Below are 22,354 nucleotides of genomic sequence, written 5' to 3'. Positions count from 1 at the left end.
GACTTGTGGTAGCCGTCACCGCCGCAGGTGACTGCGGGTTCTGGCGGCCTCAGCCGCGATAGAGGTCGGGCTCGATGTAGATGATGCGGGCGTTCGGCACCGCGGCCCGGATCGTCACCTCGGCGGCGTCGATCGTTGCGGCGACGGTCGCCAGATCGGTGTTGGGCGCCAGCGCGATCTTCACCCCGACGAGCATCTCTTCCGGCCCGAGGTACTGGGTCCGGAGGTGGATGACACGGTCGATGTGCGGCGTCTGCTCCAGCGCGTTGCGGATGGCGCCGGTCTCGTCGACCGTCGCGCCCTCACCGATCAGCAGGCTCTTCATCTCGACCATCAGCACCACCGCGATGATGCCGAGCAACACACCGATGGCCGCGGTGCCGATGCCGTCCCACACCGGGTCGCCCGTCAACATCGACAGGCCCACACCGCCCAGGGCCAGCACCAGACCGATCAGCGCACCGCTGTCCTCCAGCAGCACCACCGGCAGCTCCGGGTTGCGCGAGGTCCGGATGAATCGCCACCAGCTGCCGGCGCCCTTGAGCGGACGCGATTCCTTCACCGCGGTGTAGAAGCTGTAGCCCTCCAGCCCGATCGCCACGACGAGGATGGCGACGGCGACGACGGGCGACGACAGCGGCTCCGGGTGGGTGATCTTGTGGTAGCCCTCGTACAGCGCGAACATCGCGCCGAGGCTGAACAGCACCAGCGCCACCACGAACGAGTAGAAGTAGCGACTGCGGCCGTAGCCGAACGGGTGCAGATGGTCGGCGTCCTTACGCGCCTGCCGTTGCCCCCACAGCAGCAGCCCCTGGTTGGACGTGTCCGCCAGCGAGTGCACCGATTCTGCGAGCATCGACGAACTGCCCGTGATCAGGAAGCCGACGAATTTCGCCGCCGCGATCCCGGCATTGGCCAACAGCGCCGCGATGATCGCGCGCGCACTCCCCGAGGCCGACATGACCTGCCCTTTCGTAGGTTTTTCTAGATCCCGACCGTCGCCCGGAACACCGTCGACGGTTCTTCAGCCACCAACCGCACGGGACCCTCCCCGGCAGCAATCCAGGCGGCGGCGCCCTTGTTCAGGGTCAGTTCGCCGCCCGCGGAATGCACCCGCACCCGACCATGCGTGCCCAGCAGAATCTGCGGGCCGGCGTGCCGTTGGGGCACCTCGACCGCGCTGCCCACCCGGTCATCGTCGATCCGCAGGATCGTCACCGCGAATTCCGGTGCGGGCGTGTCGAAAACCTCTTCGACGCCGTCATCGGCCGGCCGCGGATGGATGGGCCGGCCGTCCGTCGGGGTGAAGTCGAGTACCCGGAGAAGCTCCGGCACATCCACGTGCTTGGGCGTCAGACCACCGCGTAACACGTTGTCGGAGTTGGCCATGACCTCGAACCCCATGCCGTGCAGGTAGGCGTGCAGATTGCCGGCGGGCAGGTAGATGCCCTCCCCCTCGACCAGGCTGATGCGGTTGAGCAGCATGGCGGCCAGCACGCCGGCATCACCCGGGTACCGCTCGCCGAGCTCGAGCACCGTCTTGGCCTCGGGTGCGAATTCTGTTGCCCCCGAACGGATGTAGTTCACCGCACCGTCGAGAACGGCCGGCACCAGGACGTCGAGATCGGGCTGCGGCAGGGTGATCCAGGTGGTGAAGACGGCCCGCAGCCCGGCCGCGTCCGACTGGCCGGCCAGCAGGTTGATGTACGGATCGAGGTCGGACACCGCCAGCGCCCGCATCAACTCGACGGTGCGGGCCACCGGCCGGAACCCGGCGAGCGCCTCGAACGGGCCGAGGGCCACGATCAACTCGGGCTTGTGGCTGCGGTCCCGGTAGTTGCGGTTGCGCGCGTTGAGGGCAATGCCTTGGCGCTCTTCACGATTGAAGCCTTCGGCAGCCTGCTCGGCACTGGGATGGGCCTGCAGCGACAGCGGCTCGTCGGCGGCCAGCACCTTCGCCAGGAACGGCAACGAATCACCGAACCGGGCCACGACCTCGGGCCCCAGTTCGCCCGCGGGATCGGCCCGGATGACGTCGAGCAGCGACACCTCGCCGTCGGCCGTCTCCAGCCGCGCCGGGTCCCCGGGGTTCGCACCCAACCACAGCTCAGCCTCGGGATGCGCTGAGGGACTTGGCCTTCCGGCGAAATCGGCCAAGGCGGTACGCGACCCCCAGGCGTAGTTCCTGACCGCGCCTCGTAGCAGATGCACTATGTCTAACCTCGAACCAGTTTCAGGTAAACGGCCGTCATCTCCAGCCGGACCGCCAGCATCGCGATCTGTTGTTCCAAGCGACTTCCCGGCACCTGCAGCCCCGCGTCGGGCACGTCGTCGGCGCTGAGCACGTCGACGTCCCCACCGAGCGCGTCCATCCGGGCGATCACGCCGGGACGTTCCTCGTCGGCACACAGGACCACGGTGCGGACCCGCGCCGGTACCGGCCCGTCGATCTCGGGATCGTGGAAAAGCGAGTCCTCGTAAGACATTTCGACCGTCTCGCGGCCGAGCCCACCGTGCAATGCCACCAGGGCGTCGGAGCCGCCGGTCGCGGTCACGAGCTGATGGGCCACCCGCAGCAGCACCGTCGCGGCATGGCGGACCAACGCCAGCATCGCCGCGCCCTCACCGGCAAGCACCACCTGCCGGCCGGACATCCGCTCGGCCAGGTTCTTGGCCGGGTTGGTGAAAATCTCGCGGGCCGCACTGTTGCGCAGGGCCTCGGCGTCCAACTCGTCGGCCAGGGCCTCCAGGTCGATGCGCAATGCCGGGTCGACCACCATCATCGTCGCGAGTCCCGCGGCCAGGTAGCGGGTGAGGCCGAAGTCGTCGGGCACCCCCAACCGCGGCGGCAGCACCACCGCGCGCCCGGCGGCCGCATCGCGCAGCGGGCCGTCGTTGGGCGCCACCACGATCACGCGCGCGCCGCGCCGCACCCCGGTCGCAACCGCGGTCACCAGAGCCGGGTCGGCCGCATCGTCCCCGGCCACAACCACGACGTCCAGCGCGCCGATCCACGGCGGCACATCCGGGGTGACGACGAGCGGGATCGCCGACGTCGCGCCCAGTGCCGCGGCCAGCACGGTCCCCGCCGCGCCGGGAGCTCCCGACATCCCACGCCCGCACACCCAGGTGACGGTCCGCGGACGTTGATCCGAGCGCAGTTCGTCGAGTTCGCCTTCAGTGAGCGCCGCGGCGACCGCGCGGGTCTGTGCACCGGCCATCGACGCGGCCCGCAGCAGGCCGTCGCGGTCGGCCGCGATCAGACCCTCGACATCGTCGAGGTCCAGGGTCGCCGGGGCGGCACTCATGGCGCAGACGCCCTGATCTGCGCCGCAATGTGTTCGACGATCTGGTCGACTTCCACGCGGGTGCGGGATTCGACGTTGAGCCGCAACAGCGGTTCGGTGTTGGAGCTGCGCAGGTTGAACCAGCGCCCGTCGCCGAGGTCGACGGTGACACCGTCGAGTTCGTCGGTCGAGGCGATGTCACTGCCGTACGACGCGAGGACCGCCTGCACGCACGCCGGCGCGTCGGCGACGGTGAAGTTGATCTCGCCGGACGCCTCGTACCGCTGGTACTTGGCCATCAGTTCGGACAGCGGACGGTCCTGTTCCCCGAGCGCGGCCAGCACGTGCAGCGCGGCGAGCATGCCCGAGTCGGCGCCCCAGAAATCGCGGAAGTAGTAATGCGCCGAATGCTCACCACCGAAGATCGCGTTGGTCTCGGCCATCAGCGCCTTGATGTACGAGTGGCCGACGCGGGAGCGCACGGCCGTGCCGCCGCGCTCCTCGATCAGCTCGGGCACCGCGCGCGAGGTGATCAGGTTGTGGATGACGGTCGCGCCGGACTCACGGGCCAGCTCACGATCGGCGACGAGCGCCGTCACCGCCGACGGCGACACGGGGTCGCCCTTCTCGTCGACGACGAAGCAGCGGTCGGCGTCGCCGTCGAACGCCAGGCCGATATCGGCGCCGTTCTCGACGACATGCTTCTGCAGGTCCACCAGGTTGGCCGGGTCCAGCGGGTTGGCCTCGTGGTTGGGGAACGTGCCGTCGAGCTCGAAGTACAACGGCAGCAAGGTGATCGACCCGACGGTGCCCAGCACGGCCGGCGTCGTGTGCCCGCCCATGCCGTTGCCGGCGTCGACCGAGACCCGCAGCGGACGCAGCGCCGACACATCGACCAGCGAACGCAGGAAGGTGCCGTACTCGGCGAGCACGTCGCGCTCCTCGACCGTGCCGGCCGCACCGTCGTGACCGGGCACGCCGTCGATGACCTCATTGCTGATGTCGGTCAGACCGGTCTCCTTGCCGACGGGCTTCGCGCCCGCCCGGCACAACTTGATGCCGTTGTAGGCGGCCGGGTTGTGGCTGGCCGTGAACATGGCGCCAGGGCAGTCGAGGAGACCCGAGGCGAAGTAGAGCTGATCGGTCGACGCCAGCCCGATCCGGACCACGTCCAGACCCTGCGCGGTGACCCCAGCGGCGAACGCCGTGGCCAATGACGGTGAGCTGGGCCGCATGTCGTAGCCGACAGCCACCCGGGTGGCGCCCTCGGCGCGCATCAACCGGGCAAATGCGCCGCCGACATCGGCGACGAACGACTCGTCGATCTCCTCGCCGACCAGCCCACGCACGTCATATGCCTTGATGACGCGCTGTACAGAGGCAGCAGGCCGAGACATAGCCCTCCCGATCTCATCGTTCGCAGACCACTGCATTACCGAGGGTCTGTGACAGTCAGCCTATCGGCTGACCCATCTGCCCGCGGACGGTCGGTGGGGTTCGGTAGGACTTGTGTCGCTAACTCTCAGGCGGATCCGGCAACACCCGGAGATGGCCGCGGCGCCGCCCGTTGTGCTGCGTGCGCGGTGCGGGCGGGGCCATGACGGTGCCGCCGGGTGTGCCGGCGTGGCTGCCGGGCAGCGGATCGGTGAAACCTGTTGGGATGCCACCGCGGGACGGCGCGTCGCGCCCCTCGCGCACCGCATCGGCGAGCGCGACGAGGTCGTCGTCCTCAGAGGGCGTGGGCAGCGGACCGGCGTGGCGGACCAACTCCCACCCGCGGGGCGCGGTGATGCGACTGGCGTGCGACACACACAGGTCCCACGAATGCGGCTCCGACGCGGTGGCCAACGGACCTACGACTGCCGTGGAATCCGAGTAGACAAACGTCAGCGTCGCCACGGCGTAGTGCGGGCAACCTGGCCGGCAGCAGCGACGGGGAACATTCACTCGGCGAGATTATCGCGCCGCCGACGCGCCCACTGCCGGACACGCGCGTCGCGGGCACGTCGATCTCCAACCGTTACTATCGGCCGATGGCCCACTCGCGTGTGCGCCGCCGTCGCGGCATGCGCGGCCCGCTACTCCCCCCGACCGTTCCCGGATGGCGCAGTCGCGCCGAGCGATTCGACATGGCGGTCCTCGAGGCCTACGAACCCATCGAGCGACGGTGGCGCAATCGGGTGTCCGGACTCGACGTCGCCGTCGACGAGATTCCGCGGATCTCCCCCAAGGATCCCGATGCCATCCAGTGGCCGCCCGAGGTGATCGCCGACGGGCCGGTGGCGCTGGCGCGGCTCATCCCGGCCGGCGTGGACGTTCGGGGTAATTCGACACGGGCGCGAATCGTCTTGTTCCGCAAGCCCATTGAACGGCGGGCGAAGGACTCCGTTGACCTCGCCGACCTTCTGCACGAAATTCTCGTGGCGCAGGTAGCCACTTATCTCGGCGTTGAACCGTCGGTGATCGACCCGACCATCCTTGACGACTAGTCGGTCGATCTACCCGCGGTGTGTCAGATGACGCCGCGCTTGATCCGCCGGCGCTCGCGCTCCGACAGACCGCCCCAGATGCCGAAGCGCTCGTCGTGCGCCAAGGCGTACTCGAGGCACGCGTCGCGCACCTCGCAGCCCTGGCAGATGCGCTTGGCTTCACGGGTCGAGCCACCCTTCTCAGGGAAGAATGCCTCGGGGTCGGTTTGCGCGCACAGGGCACGCTCCTGCCACTGGTCTTCCGTGAGCTCGGGTTCGTTGTCGATGTGATCGGGCACCAGACTCAGCTGCGGCCGTCCGGCGACGACGTGCTGAACGGGTCCGGTGTTCGTGTGCGGTGCGGTCCCAACAGAGCCGAGCATCCGCCCGTCGAATTGCACCACGTGATCGAAATCTGCGTGTTCGTAAGACATTTGCCGCCTCCTCCCCTGCTTTACGTAGTTCTCAAAACGGAGTCCAACTACTTGCCCTGCGTGCCGTGAGTGGCGAACAATATTCGAACAAACGGTCGAATCTCGGTCTGCCGCACCGGAACCGGTAAACAAACCGGGAATGACACTGTTGTGATTACACACGGGTTAGCTGCCACGGTCAAGCGGATGAAGCGCATTTCCTACCATCTTGTGACCTGATTACGGCGCGTCGTTACCGCGGCGTGTCGCGATAGTGACCAATAACACGCTGCCGCACAACGTAGTTGGAAATGGCGATAACTGATGCGGCTGTTACTCAAGTGAATACTGAGGTTTTAAGTTTGCTGCGCGCCAAATTGCCGTCCGGGCGCGTCATTCCGCCCGCGCGTCATCGCCTAGGGTGAGTCGACGTGAAGGTGACGGTTCTGGTCGGTGGCGTCGGCGGCGCTCGGTTTCTGCTCGGCGTCCAGAAACTGCTGGGGTTGGGTCAATTCGCCGAACCCGGTGCGGACCCCTCGCCGCACGAGCTCACCGCGATCGTCAACGTCGGTGACGACGCCTGGATGTTCGGCGTCCGCATCTGCCCCGACCTCGACACCTGCATGTACACCCTCGGCGGCGGCATCGACCCCGAACGCGGCTGGGGACACCGCGACGAGACCTGGCATGCCAAGGAAGAGCTCGCGGCGTACGGCGTGCAACCGGACTGGTTCGGACTCGGCGACCGCGACCTGGCCACGCACCTGGTGCGCAGCCAGATGCTGCGGGCCGGCTACCCGCTGTCCCAGGTGACCGAGGCGTTGTGTGACCGCTGGCAGCCCGGCGCCCGGCTGCTGCCCGCCAGTGACGAACGCAGCGAAACCCACGTGGTGGTAACCGATCCCGAATCGGGCGATCAGCGCGCCATCCACTTCCAGGAATGGTGGGTGCGCTACCGCGCCCAAATCCCCACCCACAGCTTCGCGTTCATCGGCACCGAGAAGGCAAAGGCCGCACCGGGAGTCGCCGATGCCATCGCCGGCGCCGACGTCGTGCTGGTGGCGCCCTCGAACCCGGTCGTCAGCATCGGCGCGATCCTGGCGGTGCCCGGCCTGCGCAGCGCGCTGCGGTCCACCCCGGCACAGGTGATCGGCTATTCCCCCATCGTCGCCGGAAAGCCGTTGCGCGGGATGGCCGATGACTGCCTCAAGGTGATCGGCATCGACAGCACCTCCGAGGCCGTGGGCACGCACTACGGCGCCCGCAGCGCGACCGGCATCCTCGACGGCTGGCTCATCGACGAGGGTGACCACGCCGAGATCGACGGCGTCAACGTCAAGGCCGTGCCGCTGCTGATGACCGATCCGGCGGCCACGGCAGAGATGGTCCGCGCCGGACTCGAACTGGCCGGAATTCAGCTGTGACCGAGCATGGCGCCGCGGCCGCCGTCGAAATCCTTCCGGTTCCCGGACTTCCCGAATTCCGCCCCGGCGACGACGTGGCCGCCGCCATCGCCGCCGCCGCCCCCTGGTTGCGCGACGACGACGTGCTGGTGGTCACCAGCAAGGTGCTGTCGAAGTCCGAGGGCCGGATCGTCGCCGCGCCGACCGACCCCGACGAACGGGACGCCCTGCGGCGCAGGCTGATCGACGACGAGGCCGTGCGCGTGTTGGCCCGCAAGGGCCGCACCCTGATCACCGAGAACGCCATCGGGCTGGTCCAGGCGGCGGCCGGCGTCGACGGATCCAACGTCAGTACAACCGAATTGGCGCTCCTGCCGGTCGACCCCGACGGCAGCGCGGCGCGGCTGCGGGCCGGCCTGGCCGAGCGGCTCGGCGTGACCGTCGCCGTCGTCATCACCGACACCATGGGCCGGGCCTGGCGCAACGGGCAGATCGATGCCGCCATCGGCGCCGCCGGACTGGCCGTGCTGCACGGGTATTCCGGCGTCCAGGACACCCACGGCAACGAGCTGCTGGTGACCGAGGTGGCCGTCGCCGACGAGATCGCGGCCGCCGCCGACCTGGTCAAGGGCAAGCTGACCGGCATCCCGGTCGCCGTGGTGCGGGGCCTGTCACCGCGCGACGACGGCTCGAACGGCCGGACCCTGGTGCGCGCCGGGCAGGACGATCTGTTCTGGCTGGGCACCGAGGAAGCACTGGCACTGGGCCGCAGGCAGGCGCAGTTGATGCGCCGTTCGGTGCGCACCTTCAGCGCCGAGCCCGTGGCACCGGAACTCATCGAGGACTCCGTGGCCGAGGCGCTCACCGCGCCCGCACCGCACCACACCCGCCCGGTCCGGTTCGTCTGGGTGCAGGACCACGACACCCGAATCCGCTTGCTGGACCGCATGAAAGACAAGTGGCGCACCGACCTGACCGCCGATGGGCGGCCCGCCGACTCCGTCGACCGGCGTGTGGGCCGCGGCCAGATTCTGTACGACGCACCGGAATTCGTCATCCCGTTCCTGGTCCCCGATGGCGCACACAGCTATCCGGACGCGGCCCGTACCGAAGCCGAGCACACCATGTTCACCGTCGCGGTTGGCGCGGCCGTGCAGGGACTCCTGGTGGCCCTGGCGGCGCGCGACGTCGGCAGCTGCTGGATCGGGTCGACGATCTTCGCCGGCGACATCGTGCGCGCCGAGCTCGAGCTGCCGGCCGACTGGGAACCGTTGGGCGCCATCGCCATCGGCCACTTCCCGGAGAGCGATGAGCCCCGTCGGCCACGGCCGCCGGTGCCGACCGACGAACTGCTGATCCGGCGATGAGCGACTCGCTGCACGATTCGGTGTTGACCGCGCTGCACGACTGGCCGGCGCCCGACGCCGATCAGGACACCCTCCGGCACGCCGTCGCGGCGTTCGTCGCGGCCCGCCCCGACGCCTGCCGGCGCGCCTGCGTACCCGGCCACATCACCGCGTCGGCGCTCGTACTCGACCACACCCGGACCAAGGCGTTGCTCACCCTGCACCCGCGGTTGGGCCGCTGGGTGCAGCTGGGTGGGCACTGCGAGGACGTCGACACCGACATCCGCGCCGCGGCACTACGCGAGGCGACCGAGGAATCCGGCATCACCGGACTGCAGATCGCCGAGTTGCCCGCGGCGTTGCACGTCCACGCGCTGACGTGCTCGCTGGGCGTCCCGACGCGGCATCTCGACGTGCAATATCTGGCTGTCGCGCCGCAGGACGCCGAAATTCACTGCAGCGATGAGTCACTGGATCTGCAGTGGTGGCCGCTGGACGCGCTGCCGGACCCGGACCCGGGTCTGCAGCGGCTCGCGCGGGCCGCTCAGACGTCCGTGGAGTAGCGAATACCGCCGTCGGGGATGGTGACCCCCGGCCACACCCGCGCACCGCGCAGCAGCTCGCAGCGGGCGCCGATGTTGGCGCCGTCGCCGATGACGCCGTCACGGATCAGCGCCCGCGGGCCGATCCGGGCGCCGAACCCGACGATGGACCGCTCGATCACCGACCCGGCCTCGATCTTGACGCCGTCGAAGATCACCGCACCGTCCAGCCGGGCGCCGGCGCCGATCTCCGCGCCGCGGCCCACCACTGTCCCGCCGATCAGCAGCGCACCGGGCGCCACCGCGGCACCCTCGTGCACCAGGCTCTCGCCGCGGTGCCCGTCGAGTACCGGCGACGGTGCGATACCGCGCACCAGATCCGCTGAGCCACGGACGAAGTCGTCGGGCGTGCCCATGTCACGCCAGTAGCTGGCGTCGACGTAACCGCACACCTTGAAACCGTCGGACAACAGCTTCGGGAACACCTCGCGTTCGACCGATACCTCACGGCCGGTGGGGATCTCATCGATCACCGCACGCTGGAACAGATAGCAGCCCGCGTTGATCTGATCGGTCGGCGGGTCCTGCGTCTTCTCCAGGAACGCCGTCACCACGCCCTCGGAATCGGTTGGCACACAACCGAACGCGCGCGGGTCGCTCACCCGCACGAGGTGCAGCGTGACGTCGGCCTGCCGCTCGCGGTGGCTGGCGACCATCGCACCGAGATCCAGCCCGGAGAGCACGTCACCGTTGAACACCATGGCGGTCGGGTGGCGCAGCTTGGGCGCCACGTTGGCGATACCGCCACCGGTGCCCCGGGCCTCCTCCTCGACCACGTACTCGATCTCCAGGCCCAGCTTGGAGCCGTCGCCGAATTCCGCCTCGAAGACCTCGGCCTTGTACGAGGTACCCAGCACCACATGGCGGATACCCGCGGCCGCGATCCGGGCGAGCAGGTGGGACAGGAACGGCACTCCCGCCGTCGGCAGCATCGGCTTGGGCGCCGAGAGGGTCAGCGGGCGCAGCCGGGTGCCCTGCCCACCCACCAGGATGACCGCGTCGACGTCAACCGGATTCACCGCGTCACTCAACTCGCGTCCTTTCAAGCCTCGAGGTCATCGCCGGTAGCCTAGTTCGCCCGACGGCGCTTACGCCTGGAATTGCCCACCACCGCGCGTTCGCGCGCGTTCAGCGCCGACTTGATGGTCCACCGCAGCGGGGCCTGCCACCAGTGCGGATGCCGGTCGGCAAGGAATGTATAGGTACTGCGGTGGTGCGCGGCCAGATTGCGGGCCGGGTCCCGTCCTGTGGAATGTCCCTTGTCGTGCAGGATTTCGGCGGCCGGCACGTACACGTTCTGCCAGCCACCCTGCGCGAGCCGGTCACCGAGGTCGACGTCCTCCATGTACATGAAGTAGTTCTCGTCGAATCCGCCGATCTGCCGGAACGCCTTGGTGCGCAACAACAGACACGAGCCCGACAACCAGCCGACGGCGCGTTCACTGGGCTCCAGCCGGTCCTGGCGGTAGGCCGCCGTCCACGGGTTGGATTTCCAGAACGGGCCCACCACGGCGTGCATGCCGCCGCGGATCAGGCTCGGCTGATGCCGCGCCGACGGATAGACCGAGCCGTCGGGGTCGCGGATCAGCGGACCCACCGCACCGGCCGCGGGCCACCGCGCCGCCCCGGCGAACAACTCGTCGATGCTGTGCGGTCCCCACTGCACATCCGGGTTGACCACGACGAAGAACTCCTGGTCGACGACGCTGTCGGGCGTGTCGAGGTAGGCCGCGACGGCGCGGTTCACCGCGGTGCCGTAGCCGAGGTTGCCGCCCGTGCGGAACAACTCGACGTCGGCGTAGCGCTCCAGGGCCGACTCGGGCGCACCGTCGGTCGAGCCGTTGTCGGCCATCACCACCAGCAGGCGGCGTTCCGTCGCGTGGGCCAGCGTCTTCAGGAAACGGTCCAGATGCGCGCCGGGTGAATACGTCACCGTCACCACGAGCAGCGGGCGATCCGATTGCGGTACGGATGGCTGCTCGATCACGGCCTAGAGGTTAGCGGGCCGACGGCCGTACCCGCACCAGGGTGTGACCCGCCGAACCCCGGGCTACCGGCCACGGCAAGCGCTCACCAGTAGCCTGTCCTGGTGCCAGGTCGACTGTTCCGCATCCTCGCCGTCATGACGACGGTGCTCGTGATGGTGGGCACCGGCGTGGCCTGGAGCAGCCTGCGTTCGCTGGAATCCGGCATCAACCGCATCAGCACCGCGGCCCTCGGCGGCGGGGGCGACGACGGTGCCGTCGACATCCTCCTGGTGGGTATGGACAGCCGTACCGACGCGCACGGAAATCCCTTGTCAGAGGACGAACTCGCGACGCTGCGCGCCGGCGACGACGTGTCCACCAACACCGACACCATCATCCTGGTGCGCATCCCCAACAACGGGCGCTCGGCCACCGCCATCTCCATCCCGCGCGACTCCTATGTGCAGGCGCCGGGGCTGGGCAAGACCAAGATCAACGGTGTCTTCGGTCAGGTGAAGCTCGAGAAGATGAAGGAACTCGTCGAGGAGCAGGGTGAGGACGCCGCCACCGCCGAGCCGAAAGCCGTCGAGGCCGGCCGCGAGGCGCTAATCAAAACCGTGGCAAAGCTCACAGGCGTCACCGTCGACCACTACGCCGAGGTCGGGTTGCTGGGCTTCGCCTTGATCACCGATGCCCTCGGCGGCGTCAACGTGTGTCTGAAGAACGCCGTCGACGAACCGTTGTCGGGCGCGAACTTCCCGGCGGGCTGGCAGAAACTCAACGGCCCGCAGGCCCTGAGCTTCGTGCGGCAGCGGCACGATCTGCCCCGCGGCGACCTGGACCGGGTGACGCGCCAGCAGGTCTTCATGGCGTCGCTGGCGCACGACATCATCTCCGGGCAGACGCTGTCCAGCCCCAGCACCCTGAGCCGGCTCCGCAGCGCCGTGCAGCGGTCGGTGGTGCTGTCCGATGGTTGGGACATCATGGATTTCGTCCAGCAGATGCAGAAGCTGGCGGGCGGCAACGTCGCGTTCGCCACCATCCCGGTGCTCGCCGAGGACGGCTGGAGCGACGACGGCACCCAGAGCGTCGTGCGCGTCGACCCCGCACAGGTGCAGCAGTGGGTGGCCGGTCTGCTGCAGGACCAGGCCGAGGGCAAGACCGAGAAGCTCGCGTACACCCCCGGCAACACCACCGTCGACGTCGTCAACGACAGTGACATCAACGGACTGGCCGCGGCGGTGTCGGAGGTCCTCACCGAAAAGGGCTTCGTCGCAGGCAAAGTCGGCAACAACGAGGCCGACCACGTGACGTCGAGCCAGATCCAGGCCGCGAAGTCCGACGACCTCGGAGCCAAGGCCATCGCCGAACAGCTGGGCAATCTGCCGGTGGTGGAGAACGCCTCCGTGCCGAGCGGCGCGGTGCGGGTCGTGCTTTCGCACGACTACGCGGGCCCTGGTTCCGGCCTGGACGGCGGTAGCCACACCGTGACGCAATCCGCCTCCGACACCACCGATTCCGGCACCACCACCCAGGTCCCGCCGTCACCCATCATCACCGCGGGCGCGGCCGACCCCAAGTGCGTGGACTGACCGTGACCAACCTGTCCAGCGCGATCCTCGACCCGTTGCTGCGTGACGACCCGGCCGGGCCGCGCATCACCTACTACGACGATGCCACCGGCGAGCGCATCGAGCTGTCGGCGGTGACACTGAGCAACTGGGCCGCCAAGACCGCCAACCTGTTGCGTGACGAACTCGGCGCAGGTCCGGGCAGCCGGGTCGCGGTGCTGCTGCCCGCGCACTGGCAGACGGCCGGCGTGTTGTTCGGCATCTGGTACATCGGCGCGGAAGTCTTGCTGAAAGACACAGCCGGAGAATCGATCCCATCCGGCTGCGATATCGCGCTGTGCACGGCCGATCGCATCGACGCGGCCGACGAGACCGGTGCAGGCGAAGTCGTCGTACTGTCGCTCGATCCGTTCGGCAAGCCGGTCCCCGACCTACCGATCGGCGTCACCGACTACGCGACATCCGTTCGGGTGCACGGCGATCAGATCGTGCCCGAACGGAACCCTGGTCCGGCCCTGGCCGACCGCTCGGTCGACGATGTCCTCGCCGCGGCCCGCAACGGTGCGGCGGCAAAGGGATTCACCACCGGCACCCGGCTGCTGTCGACGGCCGCGTGGGGCAGCCCAGACGAACTCGTCGCCAATCTGCTGACGGTGTTCGCCGGCGGCGCCTCCCTGGTGCAGGTGGCCAACCCCGACGCGGGCGCGTTGGAGCGGCGCCGCGCGACGGAGAAGGTCACTGCCGACCTGTAGCGCCTGACGTCAGCGCAGCAGGGCGCGGGACATCACGACCCGCTGAATCTGGTTGGTGCCCTCGTAGATCTGGGTGATCTTGGCATCGCGCATCATGCGCTCCACCGGGAAGTCCACGGTGTAACCGGCACCGCCGAACAACTGCACGGCGTTGGTGGTCACCTCCATCGCCACATCCGAGGCGAAACACTTCGACGCCGCCGAGATGAAGCCCAGGTTGCCCTCACCACGCTCGGCGCGGGCCGCGGCGTTGTAGACCATCAGGCGGGCCGCCTCGGTCTTCATCGCCATGTCCGCGATCATGAACTCGACACCCTGGAACTGGCTGATCGCCTTGCCGAACTGCTTGCGGTCCTTGGTGTAGGCGATCGCGGCGTCCAGTGCACCCTGCGCCACACCGACGGCCTGTGCACCGATGGTCGGACGGGTGTGATCCAGCGTCGCCAGCGCGGTCTTGAAGCCCGTGCCCGGCTCGCCGATGATGCGGTCACCCGGGATGCGGCAGTTCTCGAAGTACAGCTCGGTGGTCGGCGAACCCTTGATGCCGAGCTTGCGCTCCTTGGGGCCGATGGAGAAGCCCTCGTCGTCGATGTGCACCATGAACGCCGAAATGCCGTTGGCGCCCTTGTCGGGGTCGGTCACGGCCATCACGGTGTACCAGCTCGACTTGCCACCGTTGGTGATCCACGCCTTGGCGCCGTTGAGGATCCAGTCGTCACCGTCGGCCTTGGCGCGCGTGCGCATCGCTGCGGCATCGCTGCCGGCCTCCCGCTCAGACAGCGCATAAGAAGCAAGCGCGCCATCAACCAAATCGGGCAGCACCTTGCGCTTGAGATCGTCGGAGCCGTTCAGGATCAGGCCCATGGTGCCGAGCTTGTTGACCGCGGGGATCAGCGACGCCGACACGTCGACCCGGGCCACTTCCTCGATGACGATGCAGGCGGCCACCGAGTCCGCGCCCTGGCCGCCGAACTCCTCGGGCACGTGCACGGCGTTGAAACCGGACGCGGTCAGCGCGTCACTGGCCTCCTGCGGGAACCGGGCCTGCTCGTCGACCTCGGCGGCAAACGGGGCGATCTCCTTCTCGGCCAGGGCCCGGATGGCGGCACGCAGCTCCTGATGCTCTTCCGGCAGCTGAAACAGATCGAATGACGGGTTACCGATAGACATTGATGGCTCCTTGCCTGCCCATGTGGCGAGATGCGGGGTGCTACTCGCCGGTAACTTTACCGCCCCTGACCCGACACCTTCTGCAGCCCACGGACCAGCTCGCGGTAAGTGCGGTGATAGACGGTGCGCAACGTCTCGCTGCGGCGCAGCACGTCGACGGCCGTCACGGGGCCCAGCAGCAGCACCGGGTGCCCGGCGAAAACCGAGGTGGTGTGCTGGATGCGGGCCGAGCGGTGTGCCGCCGATTCGAGTTCGGCCTGGTAGTAGTCGCAGAACTCCGGCTGGGTGAAGAACACCTTGTTGAAGCCGATCGCGAACGGGGCCAGGCCGGCGCCGTCATCGAGATACTTGAGCGTGCCCACCGCCACGCCGGGCCAGAACTCGTTGAAGACGTCGTCGGCGATGACGATGCCGCCGTCGGCCAGGGTCGCCTCGGCCAGCTGCATGTCGCTGTAGACGATCTCCTCGGTGTGGCCACCGTCGACGCTGAAGAACCGGACGGGCCCGCCGGCCTCCTCCAGCAGCACCTCGGGGGTCAGCTTCGTGGAGTCACCCTGGTGGATCACCACGCTGTCCATGGACGACCAGACGTCGACGTTGCTGGTGAACTTCGCCAGATCACCGGCCCCGGAACCGTCGATGTTGAGGTCCTGGTCGCCGAAAATGTCGATGGCAACGGACTTTTCGTCGTCCCGCTGCAGCAGGTTCAGGCCGATGAACAGCTTGCCGTGGTGCACGCCGATCTCGGCGACCGCGCCGCCGACGGACCTGGCCCGCTGGGCCTCGTCCAGCGCACCGGCGACCAGGAGCACCTCCGGCTCCATGAATCCCGTGACGAGTTTGTGGCCGACGCTGCGGTACCGCGCGAATGAAGATTTCATCGATCGTGAGCTTACTTGCCCAGCAACCGATTCCGTAGCGCCTCGTCCTTGTCGAGCACCATCTGCTCCAGGTCCGCCTGGAAGCGCTGCATCCGGGCCCGCAGCGCGGCATCGGCCGACCCCAGGATGCGTACCGCCAGCAGGCCCGCGTTGCGCGCGCCGCCGATCGACACCGTGGCCACCGGCACGCCGGCGGGCATCTGCACGATCGACAGCAACGAGTCCATGCCGTCGAGGCGGGCCAGCGGCACCGGAACCCCGATCACCGGCAGCGGAGTGGCCGACGCCACCATGCCGGGCAGGTGCGCGGCGCCACCGGCGCCGGCGATGATCACCTCGACGCCGCGGTCCGCGGCGGACTTGGCGTAGTCGAGCATGCGCTGCGGCGTGCGGTGCGCCGACACCACGCCGACCTCGAACGGCACCTCGAACTCGGCGAGCGCGGTGGCCGCGTCCTCCATCACCGACCAGTCGCTGTCACTGCCCATGATCAGGCCGACGCGCGGTCCCACCCGGTCACTCATGTCCACTCCATCCGTCGGTCCACTCAGCGTGCGACAACCAATGCGCGGCCCGCACAGCGCGCTCGCGTACGTCGGCCACGTAGTCCGCGTCATCGAGCGAGCCGCCCGGCGCGCCGACGATGTTGACGTGACCGATCTTGCGGCCAGGCCGCTCCCCCTTGCCGTACAGGTGCACCCGGGCCTCGGGCAGCCGGCCGAACAGGTGGTGCAGGCGCTCGTCCATCGTCATCGCCGGCTGAGTCGGCGCGCCGAGCACGTTCGCCATCACCGTCACCGGCGCCAGCGGTGCCGTCGACCCCAGCGGGTAGTCCAGGACCGCGCGTAGGTGCTGCTCGAACTGGCTCGTCGTCGCGCCGTCCATGCTCCAGTGCCCGGAGTTGTGCGGACGCATGGCCAACTCGTTGACCACCAGCGCGCCGTCGACCGTCTCGAAGAGCTCGACCGCCAGCACGCCGACCACACCGAGCTCATCGGCGATCCGCAGCGCGAGCTGTTCGGCCGCCGTCGCCAACGCGGCGTCCAGCTGCGGCGCCGGCGCGATCACCTCGACGCAGATGCCGTCCTCCTGCACGGTGTGCACGACGGGCCACGCCGCGCCCTGCCCGAACGGCGAGCGGGCGACCAGCGCGGCCAGCTCGCGGCGCATGGCGACCTTCTCCTCCACCAGCACCGCCACGCCGGCGGCCAGGTAGCCCTCGGCGGCGGCGCGGGCCTGCGCGACGTCGTCGGTCAGCGTGACGCCCTTGCCGTCGTAACCACCGCGGCTGGCCTTCACCACCAGCGCACCACCGGTCTCAGCGGCGAGCTCGTCGATGGCATCCAGCTCGGCGGTCGACGCCACCTCGCGGTAGCGCGGCACCGGCGCGCCGAGTTCGGCCAGCCGGCGGCGCATGACCAACTTGTCCTGCGCGTGCACCAGCGCCGACGGCGGCGGGGCCACGTTGACGCCGTCCGCGACGAGCGTCTGCAGCAGCTCGGTCGGCACGTGCTCGTGATCGAACGTCAGGGCCGACGCACCGGCCGCCACCTGGCGCAACGCCTCGAGGTCGGTGTGCGAGCCCAGCACCACCGCGGGGCTCACCTGGGCGGCGGGCTCGTCGGCGGAAACCGCCAGGACCCGCAGGGTCTGACCGAGTGCGATGGCGGCCTGGTGGGTCATGCGGGCCAGCTGGCCGCCACCGATCATTGCCACGACGGGGGGTTGCGTCACGGCGCCTAGTTTGTCACGCGCCGAGGGCGTCCCTACCTGCACGGGTACGTGAAATGCAGGTACTTTCCGTAAACTGGCCGCTTATGTCGTTCACCGAGGCCACGATCGCGCGGCTCCCCCGAGTGATTCGGCCGTTTGCCGAGCGGCATCACGAGCTCATCAAGTTCGCCATCGTCGGCGCCACGACGTTCGTCATCGACTCGGGCATCTTCTACACCCTCAAGCTCACGGTGCTCGAGCCCAAGCCGGTGACGGCCAAGATCATCGCCGGCATCGTCGCGGTCATCGCGTCGTACGTGCTGAACCGCGAATGGAGCTTCCAGAACCGCGGTGGCCGCCTGCGCCACCACGAGGCGCTGCTGTTCTTCGCGGTCAGTGGCGTCGGCGTGCTGCTGAGCATGGCCCCGCTGTGGGTGTCCAGCTACGTGCTGCAGCTGCGCCAGCCCAACGTGTCGCTGACCGTCGAGAACATCGCCGACTTCGTGTCGGCGTACATCATCGGCAACCTGCTGCAGATGGCGTTCCGGTTCTGGGCCTTCCGGCGCTGGGTGTTCCCCGATGAGATGGCCAAGCACGCACCCGACATGACGCTCGAGGCGACGATCACCGCCGGTGGTTTCGCCGAGGCCTACGACGAACTCGGCGACGACCCTCAGCTGGGCGACTCCTCGGAACCCAAGGTGTCGAAGACTTCGTGATACAGCAGCGAGTGGACCTGCTCCACCCGCGGAATGTCATGGAATTCCAGGGGATCCTGCGATGCCGACTCGATGATCAGCGTGCCGGTGCGCAGTATCCGGTCCAGTAGCTGGTGCCGGAACTCCACGCTGTTGATGCGCGCCAGCGGAATGTCGATACCCGACCGCGTCAGCACGCCGCGCCGGAACATCACCCGCCGGTCGGTGATCACGAAATGCGTTGAGCGCCAGGTCAGGAACGGCCAGACGGTGAGCCAGCCGATCACCACCAGCCAGACCACGCCGACCACCGCGAAGATGATGTTCTTGGCGTTCGAATCCCAGTTGGTGTGATTGACCACCGCCGCGAGGAAAGCGGCCAGCGCCGTCGCGACCAGCAGCACCAGCACCGGCCCGATCAGGCGCTTCCAGTGCGGGTGCCGATGCAGCACAACATGTTCGTCGGCCGCCAGCACGTTGTCCGGGTAACCCATACCCAGACTCTAGGCGGTGCTCAGCCGGCGGCGGGACGCAAATGGACGACGTCGCCCGCCGAGACGGCCACGTCGCCGTCGGCCGAATCGATCACCAGCGCACCGCCCGCGTCGATGTCGGTCGCCGGCCCGACCACCTCACGCCCGCCGGGCAACTCGGCCCGCACCGACTGTCCGAGGGTGGCGCTGTGCTTGCGGTAGACGGCCAACAGCTCGACGTTCCCGCCCACGCGCCACTCGGCGATGCGGGCGTGCAGACGGTTCAGCAGCGCCACCGCCAGCCGCTGCCGATCCGGTTGCGCGACACCGAGACTCAACAGGGACACGGCCACCGGGTCGGGCAGTTCGGCGGCGGCGAGCGACACGTTCAGACCGATACCGACGACGATGACGGGCGGCTCCCCGGCCGGGGCCGCGACCTCGGCGAGAATCCCGGCCAGCTTGCCGGTGCCCACCAGCACATCGTTGGGCCACTTGAGTGCGGCCTGCACGCCGGCCACCTCGGCGACGGCCTCGACGACAGCCACCCCCGCCGCCAGTGACAGCAGGCCCCAGGTCTCGCTCGGCACGTCGGTGGTGTCCACCCCGATCGACATCAGAATCTGCGACCGCGGCATCGCCGTCCAGCTGCGGCCCTGGCGTCCCCGGCCCGCGGTCTGGTCCTCGGTGAACAGCGCCACACCCGCCACGTTCTCGCCGGACTGGGCCCGCGCCGCCAGATCGGCATTGGTGGAACCGGTTTCGGCCACCACCTCGACGCGCCAGCCGTCACCGACGGACGCCTGGATCGCCGCGGCGTCCAGCGGCAGCAGCTCAGCAGTCATTGGTTACCTTCTTCCCGGCGAACCGATCCGCCATCCAGTCGAGCATCTCCTGCGCCGCGGGCGGGTTGTGGCCGCCCTGCGGGTCGAACTCTGTCGTCACCGTGCCACCGAGCGAACAGGCCCGCCCGATGGCCGCCTTCGTCCAGGCGGAATCGATGAACGGATCCTGACCGCCGTACCAGACGTACAGTGGCGCGGTCAGCCGTCGCTGCGGAATTGCCCACGCCTGCAAGAGATTCTGCAACCGCTGGGCCGCATCGGGCGACACCGGCAGGAAGTCGCGCGGCCCGAGTTGTCCGGCGGCGACGGCACGCTTGTAGGCCGCGCCGGCACTGCAGTCCGTCAGCACGTTCCAGTAGCGCGACGCACCGCCGTGCCGGTATTCATCACGGTTCAGGTCGGGGTGCAACCGGGCCAGCGATTCGATCAGCGCCTGCAGCACCGGCCGCTGCTCGCTGGTCAACGTGCCGGTCTGCGATTTCGCCACCAGACCGCTGATATCGGCGGCGGGCGCCACGGCGACCGCACCCACCAGATTGAGTTCCGGGGCGTAGGGCTCGGCCTGCTCGTCGGCGGCCCAGGCCGCCGCGCCGCCCTGCGAGTCGCCGAACGCCGCCCACGTCGTGGAGATGTCACCGAACACGTGCCGTGCCGCGCGGACGGCGTCGATCATGTTGAGGCCCGCGGTGCGGGCGTCGGAGTACGGGTGCACACCCTTGACGCCCAGCCCCTGGTAGTCGGCCAGTGCGACGGCGTACCCGAGATTGATCACCACTTTCGCGATGGGCAGCAGGTTCATCAGGGTCGGCGACAGCGACGGTCCGCAGTTGTTGTCGATGCCCAGGGTGCCGTGCCCGAGGGCCACCACCGGCCAGCCACCCTTGGGCGCCTGGCCCAGCGGCGTGAGCACCGCGCCCGAGACGACGGTCGGCGCGCCGCTGTCACCCGAGGTGGAGTGATACACCACGCGGGCGGCGCGAATCCCCTGTCCCGTGAAGGTGCTGGTGACCCCCGGCATGGTCGTCGCCGACAGCAGGGCGCCCGGGCCGGAGCCGGAGAGATCGGCCGAACCGATCGGCTCCGGCGCGCCCGAGAGCGGAATGAACATGTCGAGGACCTTCGAGGTCCCGATCAGCGCCAGCGGTCGCAGGTAGGTCGCGGCGGTCAGAGCACCGACGACCAGGACGGCCACCACTATCCACGGCAGGGCTTTACGCATCAAAGGGGATTATTCACCGACGGTCGCCCGTCCGGAGTCAGTAGGCGCCAGAACCGCCGATGATGGTGCGGAAGGTCTTGGCCGCGATCAGCAGATCGTTGGTGATGGACCAGTTCTCGACGTACGACAGGTCGAGCCGTACCGAGTCCTCCCACGACAGGTCGGCCCGGCCGCTCACCTGCCACAGCCCCGTGATGCCGGGGAGCACCAGGAGCCGGCGGCGCACCTGCTCGTTGTACGTGTCGAATTCACGGCGCAGCGGCGGGCGCGGCCCGACGACGCTCATATCGCGGCGCAGCACGTTGAAGAACTGCGGCAGTTCGTCGATGCTGTAGCGCCGCAGGTACTTTCCGACCAGCGTGACGCGCGGGTCCTCGTGAATCTTGAACAGCACCCCGCTGCCGCTCTCGTTGAGGTCCAGGCTGATCAGGTCGTCGACCATGCGGTCGGCGCCCTGCACCATGGTGCGGAACTTCGTCATCTGGAACGGCTTGCCGTCCAAGCCGATTCGCTCGGAGCGGTAGAAGACCGGACCACGGCTGGTGAGCTTGATCGCGATGGCCGACAACACCATCAGCGGCGAGGTCACGGTGAGCGCGAACAGAGCGACGAAGACGTCGAACGCGCGCTTCTGCAGTTTCTTGGTCCCGCTGTACTGCGGACGCTCGACGTGGATCAGCGGCAGACCGGCGACGGGGCGCATGGTGAGCCGGGGGCCGGCGACGTCGATGACGCTCGGGGACACGACCATGTCGATGCCCACCTTGTCGAGCTCCCAGGACAGTTCGCGCATGCCTTCGGGCCCGAGGTGATCGGTGGTGGTCAGGGCGACGGCGTCGAAGGCCGCCTGGGTGATGGCGTCGGACACCTGGGTCTCGTTGCCGAGCACCGGCAACTCGCCGACCCCCGCCACCTCGAAGGTGCCGCCGGCGGGCCGCCCGGTGAGGCAGACGCCGCGGACCGAGTAGCCGTACCACCACTCGCGGTGCAGGGACTGCACCAGGTTGCTCACGGCGCGCGGGTCACCGACCGCCAGCACGTTGGCGACGCACTTGTTGCGCCGGCGCAGCCGCGCGAGCACCCGGCGGCAGATGGTCCGGCCCACCACGAGGCCGACGAGGCCGAGCGGCAGCGCGACGGCCAAGTAGCCGCGAGCGTATTCAGGGCGGAAGATCATCAGTGCGACGGCGATGATGCCGACGGTGGCCAGCGTCGCGGAGAACACCCGGCGGTACTCCTCGACACCGGCGCCGACGATGCGCGGCGAGCGGGTGCGGTACGCGGCCAGCATGGCCAGCCAGATCACGGCGACGAACAGCGACAAGACCGAGTAGTACGAGAAGACGTGCAGATACGTCGAGGTGAATTCCAGGGAGGCGTCCGGTGTACCGAGCTTGACGAACTGGGCACTCGCCAGGGCCAACACGACCACGACCAGATCGAATGCGATGAGGCACCAGCGGTAACGCGTCTGCCAGGCCCGGTCAGCTAAAGGCGCGACGGCCCTTACGGGACGCGCGGGAGAAGCCTCGGGAACGTAGAGTTC

Annotated in this window: 23 protein-coding genes; 7 read left to right on the top strand and 16 right to left on the bottom strand. The window is 68.8% G+C overall.

Annotation, left to right across the window (positions count from 1 at the left end):
* Window positions 1-49: 49 nt before the first annotated feature.
* From G6N46_RS26925 to G6N46_RS26905, 5 genes are all read right to left on the bottom strand, one after another.
* Window positions 50-961, bottom strand: coding sequence for a cation diffusion facilitator family transporter (locus G6N46_RS26925; RefSeq protein WP_061000732.1), 912 nt, complete (start codon window positions 959-961; stop codon window positions 50-52).
* Window positions 962-984: 23 nt separating this feature from the next.
* Complete coding sequence (gene manA, locus G6N46_RS26920; RefSeq protein ID WP_138250078.1) at window positions 985-2,211, bottom strand: mannose-6-phosphate isomerase, class I; 1,227 nt, start codon at window positions 2,209-2,211, stop codon at window positions 985-987.
* A 5-nt stretch (window positions 2,212-2,216) separates the two neighbouring features.
* A complete protein-coding gene (locus G6N46_RS26915; protein ID WP_061000736.1) occupies window positions 2,217-3,308 on the bottom strand; it encodes a hypothetical protein in 1,092 nt (363 codons plus the stop codon).
* Window positions 3,305-4,684, bottom strand: a complete 1,380-nt coding sequence (locus G6N46_RS26910) for a phosphomannomutase/phosphoglucomutase (RefSeq protein ID WP_138250079.1) — start codon at window positions 4,682-4,684, stop codon at window positions 3,305-3,307. Before G6N46_RS26910 ends, G6N46_RS26915 begins: the two co-directional genes overlap by 4 nt.
* A 118-nt stretch (window positions 4,685-4,802) precedes the next feature.
* Window positions 4,803-5,234, bottom strand: a complete 432-nt coding sequence (locus G6N46_RS26905) for a DUF3499 domain-containing protein (RefSeq protein WP_061000741.1) — start codon at window positions 5,232-5,234, stop codon at window positions 4,803-4,805.
* Window positions 5,235-5,353: 119 nt separating this feature from the next.
* Here G6N46_RS26905 and G6N46_RS26900 point away from each other — a divergent pair, with 119 nt between their 5' ends.
* Entirely contained in the window at window positions 5,354-5,776 is a 423-nt protein-coding gene (locus G6N46_RS26900) for a metallopeptidase family protein (RefSeq protein ID WP_061000795.1), read from the top strand.
* A 23-nt stretch (window positions 5,777-5,799) separates the two neighbouring features.
* On the opposite strand, the gene G6N46_RS26895 is transcribed toward G6N46_RS26900, so the two are convergent.
* On the bottom strand, window positions 5,800-6,063 hold the full coding sequence (locus G6N46_RS26895) for a WhiB family transcriptional regulator (protein WP_174557686.1): 264 nt from the start codon (window positions 6,061-6,063) through the stop codon (window positions 5,800-5,802).
* A 536-nt stretch (window positions 6,064-6,599) separates the two neighbouring features.
* Here G6N46_RS26895 and cofD point away from each other — a divergent pair.
* From cofD to G6N46_RS26880, 3 genes are read left to right on the top strand one after another with little or no spacing between them, the layout of a single operon-like run.
* Window positions 6,600-7,592, top strand: a complete 993-nt coding sequence (cofD, locus tag G6N46_RS26890) for a 2-phospho-L-lactate transferase (protein ID WP_061009600.1) — start codon at window positions 6,600-6,602, stop codon at window positions 7,590-7,592.
* Entirely contained in the window at window positions 7,589-8,938 is a 1,350-nt protein-coding gene (locus tag G6N46_RS26885) for a coenzyme F420-0:L-glutamate ligase (protein ID WP_061000744.1), read from the top strand. Before cofD ends, G6N46_RS26885 begins: the two co-directional genes overlap by 4 nt.
* On the top strand, window positions 8,935-9,480 hold the full coding sequence (locus G6N46_RS26880) for an NUDIX hydrolase (RefSeq protein WP_073696550.1): 546 nt from the start codon (window positions 8,935-8,937) through the stop codon (window positions 9,478-9,480). Before G6N46_RS26885 ends, G6N46_RS26880 begins: the two co-directional genes overlap by 4 nt.
* On the opposite strand, the gene manB is transcribed toward G6N46_RS26880, so the two are convergent.
* Both manB and G6N46_RS26870 read right to left on the bottom strand, forming a co-directional pair.
* Window positions 9,462-10,538, bottom strand: a complete 1,077-nt coding sequence (gene manB, locus G6N46_RS26875) for a mannose-1-phosphate guanylyltransferase ManB (RefSeq protein ID WP_020102906.1) — start codon at window positions 10,536-10,538, stop codon at window positions 9,462-9,464. The two genes, G6N46_RS26880 and manB, sit on opposite strands and share 19 nt — an antisense overlap.
* 50 nt (window positions 10,539-10,588) lie before the next feature.
* On the bottom strand, window positions 10,589-11,506 hold the full coding sequence (locus G6N46_RS26870) for a glycosyltransferase family 2 protein (RefSeq protein WP_133426913.1): 918 nt from the start codon (window positions 11,504-11,506) through the stop codon (window positions 10,589-10,591).
* A gap of 135 nt (window positions 11,507-11,641) precedes the next feature.
* On the opposite strand from G6N46_RS26870, the gene G6N46_RS26865 reads away from it, so the two are divergent.
* A complete protein-coding gene (locus G6N46_RS26865) occupies window positions 11,642-13,078 on the top strand; it encodes an LCP family protein (RefSeq protein ID WP_135355468.1) in 1,437 nt (478 codons plus the stop codon).
* Window positions 13,079-13,080: 2 nt separating this feature from the next.
* Window positions 13,081-13,809, top strand: coding sequence for a TIGR03089 family protein (locus tag G6N46_RS26860; protein ID WP_135355358.1), 729 nt, complete (start codon window positions 13,081-13,083; stop codon window positions 13,807-13,809).
* Window positions 13,810-13,818: 9 nt separating this feature from the next.
* On the opposite strand, the gene G6N46_RS26855 is transcribed toward G6N46_RS26860, so the two are convergent.
* Genes G6N46_RS26855 through G6N46_RS26840 form a run of 4 tightly spaced genes read right to left on the bottom strand, consistent with a single transcriptional unit; the run spans window position 13,819 to window position 17,594 of the window.
* The gene (locus G6N46_RS26855) at window positions 13,819-14,979 is read right to left on the bottom strand and encodes an acyl-CoA dehydrogenase (RefSeq protein ID WP_073696554.1); all 1,161 of its coding nucleotides are present in this window, start codon (window positions 14,977-14,979) and stop codon (window positions 13,819-13,821) included.
* Between the two features lie 56 nt (window positions 14,980-15,035).
* Window positions 15,036-15,860 (bottom strand): class I SAM-dependent methyltransferase, encoded by an 825-nt coding sequence (locus tag G6N46_RS26850; RefSeq protein ID WP_061000759.1) that lies wholly within the window; start codon window positions 15,858-15,860, stop codon window positions 15,036-15,038.
* 11 nt (window positions 15,861-15,871) lie between these two features.
* Complete coding sequence (gene purE / locus G6N46_RS26845) at window positions 15,872-16,384, bottom strand: 5-(carboxyamino)imidazole ribonucleotide mutase (RefSeq protein ID WP_138250080.1); 513 nt, start codon at window positions 16,382-16,384, stop codon at window positions 15,872-15,874.
* Window positions 16,377-17,594 carry a 5-(carboxyamino)imidazole ribonucleotide synthase gene (locus G6N46_RS26840; protein WP_268815738.1) on the bottom strand — a complete coding sequence of 406 codons (1,218 nt, stop codon included), beginning with the start codon at window positions 17,592-17,594 and terminating at the stop codon, window positions 16,377-16,379. Before G6N46_RS26840 ends, purE begins: the two co-directional genes overlap by 8 nt.
* Before the next feature lie 83 nt (window positions 17,595-17,677).
* Between G6N46_RS26840 and G6N46_RS26835 the strand changes: the two genes are divergently transcribed.
* Entirely contained in the window at window positions 17,678-18,292 is a 615-nt protein-coding gene (locus tag G6N46_RS26835; protein ID WP_061000763.1) for a GtrA family protein, read from the top strand.
* Here the strand turns inward: G6N46_RS26835 and G6N46_RS26830 are convergent.
* The 4 genes from G6N46_RS26830 to G6N46_RS26815 are packed head-to-tail and all read right to left on the bottom strand — an operon-like array spanning window position 18,247 to window position 22,240.
* The gene (locus G6N46_RS26830) at window positions 18,247-18,765 is read right to left on the bottom strand and encodes a PH domain-containing protein (protein WP_061000766.1); all 519 of its coding nucleotides are present in this window, start codon (window positions 18,763-18,765) and stop codon (window positions 18,247-18,249) included. The two genes, G6N46_RS26835 and G6N46_RS26830, sit on opposite strands and share 46 nt — an antisense overlap.
* Before the next feature lie 20 nt (window positions 18,766-18,785).
* Complete coding sequence (locus G6N46_RS26825) at window positions 18,786-19,589, bottom strand: biotin--[acetyl-CoA-carboxylase] ligase (protein WP_061000768.1); 804 nt, start codon at window positions 19,587-19,589, stop codon at window positions 18,786-18,788.
* Window positions 19,579-20,808 carry a lipase family protein gene (locus G6N46_RS26820; protein WP_061000770.1) on the bottom strand — a complete coding sequence of 410 codons (1,230 nt, stop codon included), beginning with the start codon at window positions 20,806-20,808 and terminating at the stop codon, window positions 19,579-19,581. Before G6N46_RS26820 ends, G6N46_RS26825 begins: the two co-directional genes overlap by 11 nt.
* A 37-nt stretch (window positions 20,809-20,845) precedes the next feature.
* Window positions 20,846-22,240, bottom strand: a complete 1,395-nt coding sequence (locus G6N46_RS26815) for a sugar transferase (RefSeq protein WP_110783718.1) — start codon at window positions 22,238-22,240, stop codon at window positions 20,846-20,848.
* Window positions 22,241-22,354 lie beyond the last annotated feature (114 nt).

The sequence above is a fragment of the Mycolicibacterium phocaicum genome (genome assembly GCF_010731115.1).
GTDB classification, from domain to species: Bacteria; Actinomycetota; Actinomycetes; order Mycobacteriales; family Mycobacteriaceae; genus Mycobacterium; species Mycobacterium phocaicum.
The sequence above is the reverse complement of the archived record's forward strand: the minus strand, read 5'-3'. Positions and strand labels throughout refer to the sequence as shown.

What these genes read in the sequence shown, in the direction of transcription:
- G6N46_RS26910 (WP_138250079.1), bottom strand. Translation starts at nt 4,684, where the DNA reads ATGTCTCGGCCTGCTGCCTCTGTACAGCGCGTCATCAAGGCATATGAC.
- G6N46_RS26850 (WP_061000759.1), bottom strand. Translation starts at nt 15,860, where the DNA reads ATGAAATCTTCATTCGCGCGGTACCGCAGCGTCGGCCACAAACTCGTC.
- purE (WP_138250080.1), bottom strand. Translation starts at nt 16,384, where the DNA reads ATGAGTGACCGGGTGGGACCGCGCGTCGGCCTGATCATGGGCAGTGAC.
- G6N46_RS26880 (WP_073696550.1), top strand. Translation starts at nt 8,935, where the DNA reads ATGAGCGACTCGCTGCACGATTCGGTGTTGACCGCGCTGCACGACTGG.
- G6N46_RS26925 (WP_061000732.1), bottom strand. Translation starts at nt 961, where the DNA reads ATGTCGGCCTCGGGGAGTGCGCGCGCGATCATCGCGGCGCTGTTGGCC.
- G6N46_RS26865 (WP_135355468.1), top strand. Translation starts at nt 11,642, where the DNA reads ATGACGACGGTGCTCGTGATGGTGGGCACCGGCGTGGCCTGGAGCAGC.
- G6N46_RS26855 (WP_073696554.1), bottom strand. Translation starts at nt 14,979, where the DNA reads ATGTCTATCGGTAACCCGTCATTCGATCTGTTTCAGCTGCCGGAAGAG.
- G6N46_RS26820 (WP_061000770.1), bottom strand. Translation starts at nt 20,808, where the DNA reads ATGCGTAAAGCCCTGCCGTGGATAGTGGTGGCCGTCCTGGTCGTCGGT.
- G6N46_RS26900 (WP_061000795.1), top strand. Translation starts at nt 5,354, where the DNA reads ATGCGCGGCCCGCTACTCCCCCCGACCGTTCCCGGATGGCGCAGTCGC.
- G6N46_RS26835 (WP_061000763.1), top strand. Translation starts at nt 17,678, where the DNA reads ATGTCGTTCACCGAGGCCACGATCGCGCGGCTCCCCCGAGTGATTCGG.
- G6N46_RS26915 (WP_061000736.1), bottom strand. Translation starts at nt 3,308, where the DNA reads ATGAGTGCCGCCCCGGCGACCCTGGACCTCGACGATGTCGAGGGTCTG.
- G6N46_RS26830 (WP_061000766.1), bottom strand. Translation starts at nt 18,765, where the DNA reads ATGGGTTACCCGGACAACGTGCTGGCGGCCGACGAACATGTTGTGCTG.
- G6N46_RS26825 (WP_061000768.1), bottom strand. Translation starts at nt 19,589, where the DNA reads ATGACTGCTGAGCTGCTGCCGCTGGACGCCGCGGCGATCCAGGCGTCC.